Annotated in this window: 10 protein-coding genes; all 10 read left to right on the forward strand. The window is 50.4% G+C overall.

Annotation, left to right across the window (positions count from 1 at the left end; translation table 11 throughout):
- Positions 1-7 precede the first annotated feature (7 nt).
- The 10 genes from ACJJJB_RS01515 (at position 8) to ACJJJB_RS01560 (ending at position 12,540) form a co-directional block, all read left to right on the forward strand.
- Positions 8-838, forward strand: a complete 831-nt coding sequence (locus ACJJJB_RS01515; protein WP_445365579.1) for a BRO-N domain-containing protein — start codon at positions 8-10, stop codon at positions 836-838.
- 443 nt (positions 839-1,281) lie between these two features.
- Complete coding sequence (locus ACJJJB_RS01520) at positions 1,282-1,734, forward strand: RDD family protein (RefSeq protein ID WP_445365580.1); 453 nt, start codon at positions 1,282-1,284, stop codon at positions 1,732-1,734.
- A gap of 125 nt (positions 1,735-1,859) precedes the next feature.
- A complete protein-coding gene (gene gpU, locus ACJJJB_RS01525; RefSeq protein ID WP_445365581.1) occupies positions 1,860-2,267 on the forward strand; it encodes a phage tail terminator protein in 408 nt (135 codons plus the stop codon).
- 26 nt (positions 2,268-2,293) lie between these two features.
- Positions 2,294-2,707: a phage tail tube protein gene (locus ACJJJB_RS01530; protein WP_445365582.1), complete on the forward strand. Its 414-nt coding sequence runs from the start codon at positions 2,294-2,296 to the stop codon at positions 2,705-2,707.
- 2 nt (positions 2,708-2,709) lie between these two features.
- The gene (locus tag ACJJJB_RS01535) at positions 2,710-3,135 is read left to right on the forward strand and encodes a phage minor tail protein domain-containing protein (RefSeq protein WP_445365583.1); all 426 of its coding nucleotides are present in this window, start codon (positions 2,710-2,712) and stop codon (positions 3,133-3,135) included.
- The gene (locus ACJJJB_RS01540) at positions 3,135-3,401 is read left to right on the forward strand and encodes a hypothetical protein (RefSeq protein ID WP_444946573.1); all 267 of its coding nucleotides are present in this window, start codon (positions 3,135-3,137) and stop codon (positions 3,399-3,401) included. The genes ACJJJB_RS01535 and ACJJJB_RS01540 overlap by 1 nt, the downstream gene beginning before the upstream one ends.
- Positions 3,402-3,404: 3 nt before the next feature.
- Positions 3,405-5,624 (forward strand): hypothetical protein, encoded by a 2,220-nt coding sequence (locus tag ACJJJB_RS01545; protein WP_445365584.1) that lies wholly within the window; start codon positions 3,405-3,407, stop codon positions 5,622-5,624.
- 4 nt (positions 5,625-5,628) lie between these two features.
- Positions 5,629-6,024, forward strand: coding sequence for a hypothetical protein (locus ACJJJB_RS01550; RefSeq protein WP_445365585.1), 396 nt, complete (start codon positions 5,629-5,631; stop codon positions 6,022-6,024).
- Between the two features lie 290 nt (positions 6,025-6,314).
- The gene (locus ACJJJB_RS01555; RefSeq protein WP_353377255.1) at positions 6,315-6,647 is read left to right on the forward strand and encodes a hypothetical protein; all 333 of its coding nucleotides are present in this window, start codon (positions 6,315-6,317) and stop codon (positions 6,645-6,647) included.
- A gap of 364 nt (positions 6,648-7,011) precedes the next feature.
- The gene (locus ACJJJB_RS01560) at positions 7,012-12,540 is read left to right on the forward strand and encodes a hypothetical protein (RefSeq protein WP_445365586.1); all 5,529 of its coding nucleotides are present in this window, start codon (positions 7,012-7,014) and stop codon (positions 12,538-12,540) included.
- Positions 12,541-12,552 lie beyond the last annotated feature (12 nt).

Below are 12,552 nucleotides of genomic sequence, written 5' to 3' on the forward strand. Positions count from 1 at the left end.
AGTGATTATGAGTAACGTGATTCCATTTGATTTCAAAAATCGCAAGCTTCGTGTAATTGAAGAGGGCGGTGAATTTTGGTTTGTGGCCAAGGATGTAGCTGAAGTACTCAACTACTCTGACGCCCATAAGATGACGAACAAACTGGATGACGACGAAAAGTCAAACCGCCAGATCGGCGGTTTGGGATCTCCTACAGGGGGGCGTGGCATCACAGTTATTAACGAGTCCGGGTTGTACTCGGTAATCCTGGCAAGCCAGAAGTCTGAAGCCAAAGCGTTCAAACGCTGGGTAACTCATGAGGTTCTGCCCAGCATTCGCAAGACGGGTCAATACGGTGAACCTAAAGAAGAGTTATCAGGTGACAAGTTATTGATAGTGGCCAATCGCTCATTTGGAGCGGCCCACGGATTAGCCAAGCGAATGGGCATGAAGGGTAATCAGGCAATCTTATTGGCCAATCGGGTAGTGGAAGAAACCACCGGCATCAGCCCAATGAAGTTGATGGGGGTAACCCACCTGGAGGCCGAGAACAACGAGCCTCTCTATACCCCTTCGGAATTGGGTAAAGCGTACGAAATGAGTGCTCGAGAGTTCAACGCCATCCTACAGCGGATGGGGCTGCAGAAGCATGTGGAATACAAACCGCGCAAGAAACGCTGGGAGCTAACCCCCAAAGGTGAAGAGTTTGGCCGTTACTGCGATACCGGCAAGAATCACTCCGGCGGCGCCCCGGTGCAGCAGCTCAAATGGCGTAAGGCAGTACTGGAAGAGGTAGCCCGATATGCCGAGCAGCTCCGCGATAAGTTACCAGGGGGCCCCTTCCTCAAAGTAGTTTAAGTTTTACGGCGGCTATGAGTGTGAATACAATACCGCAAGGAAATAGCGCTCGCCCACTTTTCATTCTCCTTTGGGTGTTCAATGGCTGCCGCCTTTTCAAGCTACAACTGATTTTTTGATGCTATTTAATGTGAAAATATGTACAAAAAACCGCTTTTGATATCAGAGATCGAAGTGAGCTTAGTCTATCCACTGACGAGAAGGGTTAAGTGAGTCGCTTTTAATGAGTTCTCAAAAGGGTATAAAACATAGAAAATACCGTGCTATAAAGAAGCTTCTTTATACTTAATTTTGTACTTTAGTGTCAGTTTCAGTTATGTCAATGGTCTGCTTGATTTTCCCATACTCAGAGGGAGGGGGTTGCAGAAATAAAGTAAGGTGATACAAATAAGCTTTATTGAGCTAACTTTCAGCAAAAAATTAAAAAATGAGTTAAATTAACAATGAATGAGAATATATTTCAGGCTCCAACTAGTTCACTTGAAGTAAGTGAAGATGAACCTAATTATGAATTAGCCTCCACCTTAAAAAGATTTGTCAATCTTATAATTGACACAATCATCTATTATTTGGTGGTTATTGTTTTAATGGTAGTTATTGTTCAAGTAGGGGGTGATTATCTTTTAGCTGGAGCATGGGGTTCGATATTTGCTTTAGTAGTAATGTTTTTATACTACTCTTTGGCTGAGTTTATTTTTGGGAGAACTCCTGGAAAACTCATTACTAGAACGAGAGTCGTAAATTTTGAGGGTGGGAAAATTACAATGGGCCAAGCTTTAGGTCGGAGTTTAATTCGATTTGTTCCCTTTGAACCATTTTCCTTTTTAGGTCGCAATGGTTCTTCGCGAGGTTGGCATGATTCGTGGTCAAAAACCAGAGTGATTTCAACTAAATAGTATCAATAATACAGCTAAATACTCAAGATAGTAAAAAGTTACAGTTCAATAAAAGTTAAGCAGTCTTAGTAACCAAACCCGCACCAGCGGGTTTTTTTATGCCCAAAATTCCTGGAGCAATCCCAATGACCCAGCGCATCACCATCCGCGATGCCGTACAGAAAGAAATAGAGAACCTAAGCGGCTACTCCTTCCCTCCTCCTGGCACCACAGAAGAAATAGATTCAAAAAAGCTACCAGCCATTGTGGTGGGTTTTGCTACTGAAAACACCGACCATGAAATGCATGGCGGCACCAGTCGGCAGCTGGATCTGACTATTGCTGCGGTAGTAAAGAGCGATGGCGATATATATGCCGCACTGGATCAAGCGGCTGCAGATATTGAGAGCACATTACAGGATGCCTCTCTGGGTGGCAGCTGTGATTTATTCCTACTCAGCCAAACCCAGTTTGCCTTGGATCAGGATCACCCACTGGGCGAGGTGCGTCTGACTTATACGGCCCAGTATTTCATTGAACCCTCAGCCCTTTAACTCAACAACTCAATAAGGTCTTAGCTATGGCACAAGGTTATAAAACAAAATTTTCCCGCAGCGATGATGGCAGCTCTTATACGCCAGTAGCGGGTATGTTAGATATCGACCCGGGCGAGGAGTCGCGCGGTTCTGTTGAGATGACGCCGATTGATGGTACCAGCGGATATATGGATTACGACCCTTCAGGCTTACGTGATGCCGGTGAGGTCTCCATTACCTTGATTTGGAAAGAGAGCGATAGCGGCCAGCAGGCCCTGCGTGCTGATTACGACTCAGATACCAATAAACATTACAAAATCGAGTATCCCGAAGGTACCACGGTGGAATTCATCGGCCACATTACCGGCTGGGGTAAGGCAGTGCCCAAGGATGACAAGATCACCCGCACCGTGAAGTTCAAGATTTCCGGCAAACCCACAGTAACCGCAGGCAGCTAGCCATGAATTTAGTTCCAACGCCTATTTTAGAATCGGAAACCATTTTATTTGGCCAACAGAAAGTAGAGCTGTTTGAGCTAAGCGCTTACCATCGCTGTGAATACCTGCAGAAGACTACCGAAGATATTCCACTGCCGCAGGATGAAGAGGTACCCGAAACCGAACTGGAAAATTTCGGTCAGCTTTGGGCTTTCCGGTTGGGAGAGGTGAGTAAGAAATTACTGCTGGTAGCCTATGCCATCTGGATGAAGCCGGATTGTCAGGAATCACTGGAGCAGATCCATCAGGGCTTAATCCGCAGTGTCACTCCTAAGTTGATTGATGTGCTTTATGTGCCTGCGGCCAAGTTATCTGGTCTCTATGTAGAAGCATCCACTGAGGAAGAGAGCAGCGAACCAGAAAGCGAGGACAACGAAAAAAAAGGTTAGTGCCGGGCTTCCTCTTTGCCCGGCAGCTCGCGCGGGATTTTAACCGTCCGGACTATTTCAATATGTTGCGCTCCATGAGTTCTACCGAGTTCGACCACTGGTATGAATATCACTCTGAGCGTCCCCTAAATACCGAAGTCCAGCAGTGGCAACTCGCCCACATTGCCGCCGGCACACTGGGGGGCAAAGTCTCTAACTTCCTACCTCAGCCGCACAAGCCAAAAACCGTGCAGCAACAAATCGCAATCTGGAACTCCATGAGCTGAGCAATGGCAAAACAAACTTCCATGGCCACCATGGTGGCAAACCTGGAGCTGCGCTCCACTCAATATAAGCGGGAGATGGCCCAGGCCGCCGCACGCAATAAACAGCTCACCCGCGAGATAAAGTCCACCAGTGCCGCTGGTGATGTTTTCGGTCGCTCAATGCGTGGTGCTGCTCAGGGCGTCGCTGCAATTGATGGCCCCTTGGGCGGGGTTTCCGGTCGAGTCGGTGCGCTCAACGGTCTGCTGACTACTGGTGCGGCCAGCTGGGCACTACTTGGTGCAGGGGTGGCCGGTGTTACCGCTGTTTTCTATAAGAGCATCCGCGCTGCCGAAGCGATGGAGCGGCAGCAGCTCAAGATTGAGGCGCTGCTGAGAGCAACGGGTAACGCCAGTGGACGCACCGCGCAGGAGTTGGATGAGCAGGCGCGCTCAGTGGCCCGCGCTACCCTGGCCAGTGTTACAGGAATTCGTGAAGCTCAGGGGGTTCTACTCACGTTTAAGGGCGTGCAAGGGCCAGTCTTTGATGATGCTATTCGACTGAGCCAGGATTTATCAGCCGTCATGGGTGGCGATGCCAAGAGTGCAGCGCTGCAGCTGGGTAAGGCATTAGAGGAGCCATCGACTGGCTTGACTGCTCTTAAGCGCGCGGGGGTGAGCTTTACCGAGCAAGAAAAGGAGCAGATTAAAACCCTGGAGCAGTCGGGCCGTGTAGCGGAAGCCCAGCGCATGATTCTTCTTAAACTGGAGCAGCAGGTTGGTGGTGCAGGTGCGGCTGAAGCTGGAGGCCTTACCGGTGCTACAGATTCCCTCGCCCAATCCTGGCAGGAGTTTTTGGAGGGGCTCAGTGAAACCACTGGCTCTACCAGTATCGCTACGGCAGGGATTCAGAAACTCACCGGGGTAGTGGATACCTTGCGCCGAGGTATTGCACCAACTGATGAAGAAAAGCAGCGCACCCAGTTTGCTGAGCTTCATAGCCGGTATGTTTCGCATCAGCACCTGCTGGCCAAGGCGGAAGCCGAAGGTGTTCAGGTTCAGATAGAAATTCACCGCCACAAATCGGAGCAAATACGCAAACAGCTTGATGAGTTACAGAATGCACACATAGCCGCGCAGAAGAAGCGACAAGAGGAAGAGCGCATAGCTGAAGAAGCTGCTGCAGCGGCGAGGGAGCAATCTGAGCGCGACCGTATTGCGCAACAACGTGCCATGGCAGAGGAGGCCGGTGGAGCTCAGTTAATACAGCTGGATCAATTTCTGGCAGATCAGCAGGGAAAAATAAAACTCGATCATGAGCAGAGACTGCAGCAAATAGACGCCCTTCAGGTTGCTGAGCAGGAGCTGACAAGGCGCGGCTTCGATTCTATCGAGGCTCTGCGGGCTGAATACTCTGAGCGTGAGAAAGAGCGCTATCAAATGGCCCTGGCTGAAGAGCAGGCGCGTTCTGAGGGTGGTGAGGGCGATGGTAACCAAGCTGGCGCCGATGGTCTTACAGATGCAGAACGTCAGCGCATGGTGGCCCGTCTGGAAACTTTACAGCTTTCCTGGCTTACCGAGATGGAACAATTACAGGTCCAGCAAGATGAGGAAATGGCCCTGCTGGATCAGGGTTATGCCAGCAAGCTATTTGCCCATGATGAATATGAACGCAGGCTCACCCTTTTAGAAAACAAACACCGAAAGCAGCGCGAAAAGCTCGAACAAGCTTCTAACAAAAGCAAGCTGAAAATGTTTACTGCCGGTGCCGGCCAGATACTGTCTGCCGCGGCTGCTTACAACCAAAAAGCGGCAAAGGCAGAAATGGCTATGGCTGTTTTCTCTACTGGGGTTTCGCTAGTAAAGAATATTGCTAAGGCTTCTGAGATCGGTTATCCGCAAAATATTCCGATGATCGCCGGTGCTATTACACAAGGGGCGCAGATTGCTGGCATGTTGTCATCGCTGAAAGCACCCGGTGGGGTTTCCGGTGATGCCAGCGCACCCAGTATGAGTACCGGGGGTGCGGTAGCAGCCACACCATCAGAGAGTTTTGCCAGTTCTGGTAATGATGGTTTTGTAGAAGGTGAAACCAAACAGCCGGCAAGCCAGTATATTTTTGAATTCCATGGCCCGGTTGGTGATCGCGCTGATCAGTTTATCGAGGATATAAAAACTCAAATTGAGGAAGGGGATCTGGTGTTATTTGATAAGAATAGCCGTCAGGGTCAGGAACTGATGGGGTAGGGTCATGCTAATTCAATACACTTCAACACGTTCTATTGTCGGTGATGGCAGTAATTATCAGATTGAAGCCAAGCTAAAACGCTATGATTGTAGTGACCGCCCCGAAGGTAAAGAGCACAAAGCGCTCAGTGGTAAAACAGAATACACAGTTTACCGCCTTGAAGAAGAATATCTTTGTCAGACGGTACCGCTAAAACTCACTTACACAGATTTGGCCCGTTGGCGGGAGTTTAAAAGAAGCTGCGCCTTCGGTGAGTTTTTTATCTTCGATGCCTATGGCAGTGCGGCTACTGCCGATTTTCCACAACAAGTGCAACTCAAATATAAATCCTTCAAAGAGCAGCGCCAGAAAGATGGCCGCTTTATTTTCTCTTTTACTACCGTCCAAATTATCGCTTAATCATGCACAACTTGTCGCCCCAGTGAGAGGTGATTTAGATAGATGCTCTAGAGTAGAGTTGCTATTTGGTGACAACAATTAAGGAGGCATAGATGGGAATATTGTTCCGAAAATTAGCTGATGTGATATATTAGTCAGTAGATGGGTTTCAAGGCTATATCGTCCTTTAGCTGCTTCAATAAATTTGAAGAGCCGCCTTTTACCAAGTTTTAAGCACCATCTGATTGAGCTGCTCAAACCGTTTTTTACTATATTTTGAACAAAGATCGATATCAAAAATTGGACTCAAAATGAAAAAATTACTTTCTATTCTTATGTTGTCTTCTATCAGTGGTGTTACCTTTGCAGAGTGTGCAGGGGGGCAATGCGTAGCTGTTGATATTGATAAGCTTTACGTAACCACTGGTAATATCACATATGTTGGAACTAGTGGTGATGAGAAGCTGTTAAATTGTAGCGCGGAAGCAGGGGTGTATACGACTTTAGATAAAAATCAGGTAGGTGCCGATGCTATATATGCCACGCTACTGGCTGCGCAAATGGCAGGAAAAAAGATAAATATAAGAATTGTTGATGGATCACAGAGCTGTTCAATCCAATATGTCACTCTAGAGAGACAGTAAGTGAGATATGCACACCACTATTAAGATAGCTTGGTAGTGGTGATTTCTTACAGCGAATACGAATTTTCTTAAGTGTTCCTTATATGACCACAGTCCCAACAGGTGATTTATGGCTTATCCTCAATGCAGCTATACTTTAGCTTTTCGATAACTCACCTGTGAATTTCCCCAAGGATTTCCTTTCTGAATTGGGATCCTCGTTCTTATCGATATAAACACCTCTTTCAAGCAATTTGAATTGCTCAGGTGATGTCTCGTACCTTGATTGTAGCTGTGCTCCCAGCTGTTCAGTAAAAGCTAGCTCTTGTACATAGTCTACCAAGCGACTTTTTTCTTTCACTATCACTGTAGTCATAGATTAATCATGCGCAACAACTCAGAAACTTTTGACCGGTACAACCGGGGGGCTCAGCGTGAGCTGCGTTTGGTCATCGAAATCGGCTACGATCTGCCACTCTACATTACCAGCCACAACGATATTCCCGGCCTGCCGTTAAACGCGATTCTGGGCACCTTAAAAAAGTGCAGTGCTACCAGCCAAAAATTAATTCCCGAGCAGGGCCTGGCGCAGATCGGCGCTATCTCGTTTGAGGTAGTAGATATTGGTGGCCAGCTATCCTATGTGCTACGCGACGAGTTGGAGCAGGGCAACGGTATCAAAGGCCGCACGGTGCGCTTATATCAGGGCTTTGCCGGTCTCGACTGGGCGGATTTTCGTTTAGAGCAAACCCAGATTGCCGAGGAATCCATTTCCTATGCTGAGGGCGTGTACCGGGTACGCTGCAGAGATATCCAGCGGGAGATGCGCCGCGATATTTTTGTGCCCAACAGCACGCGCCTGGCCGCCAATTTTGCCAAAGCGGATACCACCTTACAGGTATTCGATACCAGCAGCTTTGAAGCCAATCCGCACACTATTGCCTATGGTGATGCCCCTGGCCAATCCGTGTATTACCTGAAGATTAAATATCAGGACGGTTTCGAGATTGTGCGCGCAACCGGCAAAACGAGCAGTAGCTTTACCAACTGTACGCGCGGCCTGTTCGGCACCTTTGCCCGCGACCATGCCCTGCCTGAAGACAGCGATAACGAAAGCGGCGTAGAAGTTGAAGAATTTATTTACCTGGAAGGCCCAGGCCCGCAGCTGGCCTATGCACTGTTGACCGGCATTGTATTGGGCTCCAATAACGTATTGCCGAGTAATTGGCACTTGGGCATAGATCCTGCCTTTGTGGTGCTGGATGAATTCCAAAACATCGGCGCCGACTGGTACAAGCCCAGCGACAACAGCAAAGGCAAGATCCTACGCTTCGATGGCCTGGAAAAAACCGACGGCAAGAAGTTTATCGAGACCGAAATCAATCTACTGCTCGGTGCTTTTATGCCAGTTAATGCGGCAGGTCAGCTGGGCTTTCGCCGTATGGCTGGGGTGCTGGCTGAATCCGGCACAGTAGCCACCATAGGCCCCGATGATGTGAAAAGCCTAGGCGAGCTCAAATACAACCTGGCCGGGGTGCGCAATATCTTCTCGGTGCAGTGGAGCTGGTTTGAACAGCCGGGCTTTGATGGCAAATTCCTGCGCTCGAATAGTTTAATTGATGTGGACTCTGTCGCCGTGCATGGCGAAGCGAAGCAACACAGCTTGAAGTTTCGCGGCCTGCACAATTCCCGTCACACCTATACCACGATTAAAAACACTTTCGATGCCCTGCGCGATCGTTTCGCCGGCCCACCCCTCAGTCTGCGTCTGGGATTACTGCCCAGCAATAACGACCTGGAAGTGGGGGATATTGTACGGGTGAGTCTGCCGCAATTGCGCGATCACTCTATTCGCGGAGATAGGCCCTACGATTTTAATTTTGGTCGTGACAGCGAAGGCTGGATCCCCCGCGATGGCATCACCACTTCCAGCATTAGCAATGGTGTCCTTTCGGTAACAGTAAAAGGTGAAAACCCCTGGATCACTCGCAGTTTTGCGCCCACTTTTTTAGGGGCGGATCTACCTTTTATTAAATTGCGTGTGCGCCGTACCAGCGAAGAACCCATAGCAGCGGGCACCGGCAGCAAGTTGTTTTTTAAACATACCGAGAGCAGCAGCTATTTTTCGGCTGGCACTGCGGAAATACTGGACCTGATTGAGCGCCTAAATGGGGCCAAAGGGGAGTGGCAGGAGTTGGTGCTTAATCTGTCCCAAGTTAGCGACTGGACCGGCAACCAAGTTTCTTTAATTCGTTTCGATATTGGTCACGACCACAGCGCAGACTACAGCTATGACATGGACTATATTCGCCTGTTGCCAGCGCTGGGCCTCGATGAGTACAGCCTAGACCGCGCTATGGAAGTGCAACGCATCAGTATCGATCAGGTGAGCGGGGCAGTATCCGTGGATCTATTCGGCAGCTACCAGCCCGCGGGCATGATTGCCGATCAGGCTGATAGTACTAGCGCAGAATTACCGGATGCCTGGTACAGCGCTGAAGGTGCGGCCATGACGGGTAGTTTGAGTATCGACTCCAGCGGCTTTTTAACTGCTGATGGCACCCTGGCTGGTAATGCCGATAGCCGAGCAATTTATTACTACCCGGGTGATCTTACGATTCCTGTAGGACGCACACTTTCTGTGAGTGGCAATATTGAGCTGCGTGTGCGCGGAGTTCTGCAGATCGACGGAAGTCTGCGTGGTGTACCCAGCAATTCCTCAGCCGGTTTTCTCGGCTCCTGCTATGGCGGTGCTGGCCAGTTAAAAGATGCTCGGACAGTAGTCAACCGAGGAACGGCCCGAGGGGCTTGGGGGAAAACTGTCAGAGGCCGCAATGAAGTCATGCCGCCCCTTAATATCGAGAATAACGGTGGAGATTTACTAGGCTTCCCAGAAGATCTATCTGGATCTGGTGGAGCTCGCGGTGGCCACTCGTCTTTCTATTCCTTTGATGGAAGTTACGAGCCCAGTGGGCGGGGTGGTTTAGGTGGCAAGGGCGGTGCGGGTATTGTTGTAATTGCGCGGGGTATCGCCATTGGTGTCGGTGGCAAAATAGAAAACTCCGGTGAAGATGGCAGCCCCGGTACTACTGGCGATAGCAATGTAATTCAGGTGCCTGGAGGCAGTGGCGGCGGTGGTGCCCCTGGCGGCATAGTGCTGTTGATAGACGGTACTCAAAACCCCATGCCAATCCTCAGTAACAGCAAAATAATCGCATGTTATGGGGAGAGCCCGGATAGTCCCGGTAATGCAGGGCAGGGTAGTACTTGTTTGGGCACTAATGCCGCGCGCCTGATGTTTATACCCAAGTCACGCATACCCTATACCGACTATGAAGACCCCGCGCTAGATCCTGAAGTACAGCAGGCGATCGACAAGGCCGAAGCCGCACAGGCCGACGCTGATGCCGCATTGGCAGACCTGGATAACATTGCCGCCGATGGTGTTTTACATCAAAACGAAAAGCTCATTGTGATTCGCGAGTACGCGCAACTGTTGGCAGAACAAACGGGCATTAAAGCCCAAGCCGATGGTGCTGGCCTGGTGATCGAAAAAGGCAATTACACCGGCAACCTGGCAGCCCTCACTAGTTACTTGGGGGGGCTGTCTCCAACCTGGAACGACACTGCAGCCAGCACTTCGATCAGCCGCACTATTTGGAATGCCAACTGGGAAGCGGTGTACAGCGCACGCCAGGTTCTGCTTAACGCTATCGCCCAGCAGGCGCGGGAGGCGGGCATGGTCGGGGCCACGCTGCAGTTTCAGTGGGATGGCCGCCCCACCGGGTTACTTTGGCCCACCAATACCAACTATGCCGGCGGCACTAAGTATTCTTTTAATGCCACTGCTGGCCAAGGCTTTATCCATGTACTGGCCTATGATGCCGAGGGTGGTCCCCGTGTTGGTTTGAATGGTGTCCAGGTCGGAATCATGAGTGGGCCGAATGATACAGCCCAGTGGTATTCCTTCCCAGTCACTCTTCAAGCTGGTGCCAATGAAATCTCTATCTGGTCTAACGCCGCAGATGGCGGTAGTTACGGAGGCATTGTGGTTACCCTCGGCGGTAGTGGTGACCCCGAGGCATTGTTGGGCGTGTCTGCAGCGGATGCCAAAGCCGAGGCCGCAGCAAACGCAGCCGCTGAAGCGCAGACGGATGCTACCGCCGCCCTGTTAGACCTCAACAATATTGCCGCAGATGGCAAACTGCACCCCACCGAGAAATTAACCGCGGTGCGCGAATACAACCAGATCCTGGTAGAGCAGGGCGATATCGAAGGGCAAGCCAATAGCTACGGGATTACCACTGAGAAAACCAACTACAGCGGCGCAATAACAGCACTCTCCAGTTATCTTAGCGGTGCAGGTTTGAGCAATACCTCAACAGTCACCAGCATTGATCGCACCACCTGGAAAGCCAAATGGCAGGCGGTATACAGCACACGGCAAAAGGTGCTGATTAAGATTGATCAGATTGCCGGATCCCGCGCAAAGTGGGAAGAAATTTATGGAGACAATAAACCCGAAGACGGTGCCACAGTCGGCGCTACCGCACAGGAGCGCGCGCAAATCCGCTCAATGCGGAATACCTTTTTAGAGGATTTTTCTGATAGCAATTATCCGCAGTATTGGAAAATGTGGGGTACCGGTACCCAGACTTTTTACCAAAGCGGTTATCTACAGCTTGGCGGCGGCGCGGCCTGCCTGACTAATGGTGTGTCGATGTACCATGCTGAGAAAATTCCCTTTGATCCCAGTAAGCTGTACCGGATTGAAACTCGGGTATATGTGTATAACAGCGATGATACTAGCCGCACTATGTATATCGGCCTGGCCGGGTACGATGGGGCGGGAAAGCTCTGTAATACCAGCGGTGCCGAAACATTCAGTAGTCAGCATTACATGGTGGCAGCCAATCTAAATCTTGCGGGGCAGAGCTGGCAGACGCTGGTGGCCTATGTCAAAGGCAACTCGAGTGGTAATGGTAGCTACAGTGCCATAAGAGGGGGAAACCATATTGGTAGCCCCGCCAAGATGCAGGCGAATGTGCGTTTTATCACTCCGATTTTTTATGCTAATTACTCAGCTAAAATAGGCGCTACCCTTGTCGATTATATAAAAATCGATGTGGTGGAAGTGCAGGACCAGCGCAATCTGCCGATGATTCAATCTGGTATTGCCAGCTTGCCAACCAGTTCGGCGCTGTCCGCCTCAGATGATGGCAGTACCGCAAAAATCACGATTGCCACGCACTCGGTGCAGTTTGGTTTCGGCACTGTTAATTACAACGCCGGCAGCATTACTGGGTTGTCCTTCAACACTAAGTACTACGTCTACTGCGATGATCCGGGTACTCAGGGCGGCGCTGTTACCTATTACGCGACCACGAACATTTACCAGCTGGCTGCCAGCACCTGGCGCCGAGGTATAGGCACTATTACAACCCCGAGCAATGGCGGAGGCACTACGTTCCCTAGAGATCCCTGGTGCGTTGCTGCAGGCACTTGGCTGCGCGAGGGTTTACTTGCAGACAACTGCGAAAGCGGGAACCTGATCGACTGCTGGGATACCGGCGACGAGGAAACCCATCTAAGCCCCATTATTGGTGCGGTAGATGCAGAGCCAGAAATACCCTGTGTATTGCTCACCACAACAAGCGGTGCCCAGGTAATTTGCAGCCGTGAAACCCCCGTCACCGACCGTGCAGGCCAAGTATACGAGGCGCAGCACTGCCAGGGCGTTGAGCTGGGGGTTTTGCATGAAGAAGACCCGCTCACCTGGGAGCGTGTCGAGCGGGTCGAATGCGCTGGCCTGCACACCGTGTACAAGGTCTCTGTAGGTGGTAAGAGCTACGCTGCTGGCGTTGATCCCCAGCACCGCATCATCACCCATAACGGCGTACATAAATCTGATTAAGCAAAGGAATAG

The organism is Microbulbifer variabilis, from assembly GCF_052468405.1.

Excerpts from the sequence above, each read along its gene's own strand:
- ACJJJB_RS01515 (WP_445365579.1), top strand. The coding sequence starts at position 8 with ATGAGTAACGTGATTCCATTTGATTTCAAAAATCGCAAGCTTCGTGTA.
- ACJJJB_RS01520 (WP_445365580.1), top strand. The coding sequence starts at position 1,282 with ATGAATGAGAATATATTTCAGGCTCCAACTAGTTCACTTGAAGTAAGT.
- gpU (WP_445365581.1), top strand. The coding sequence starts at position 1,860 with ATGACCCAGCGCATCACCATCCGCGATGCCGTACAGAAAGAAATAGAG.
- ACJJJB_RS01530 (WP_445365582.1), top strand. The coding sequence starts at position 2,294 with ATGGCACAAGGTTATAAAACAAAATTTTCCCGCAGCGATGATGGCAGC.
- ACJJJB_RS01535 (WP_445365583.1), top strand. The coding sequence starts at position 2,710 with ATGAATTTAGTTCCAACGCCTATTTTAGAATCGGAAACCATTTTATTT.
- ACJJJB_RS01545 (WP_445365584.1), top strand. The coding sequence starts at position 3,405 with ATGGCAAAACAAACTTCCATGGCCACCATGGTGGCAAACCTGGAGCTG.
- ACJJJB_RS01550 (WP_445365585.1), top strand. The coding sequence starts at position 5,629 with ATGCTAATTCAATACACTTCAACACGTTCTATTGTCGGTGATGGCAGT.
- ACJJJB_RS01555 (WP_353377255.1), top strand. The coding sequence starts at position 6,315 with ATGAAAAAATTACTTTCTATTCTTATGTTGTCTTCTATCAGTGGTGTT.
- ACJJJB_RS01560 (WP_445365586.1), top strand. The coding sequence starts at position 7,012 with ATGCGCAACAACTCAGAAACTTTTGACCGGTACAACCGGGGGGCTCAG.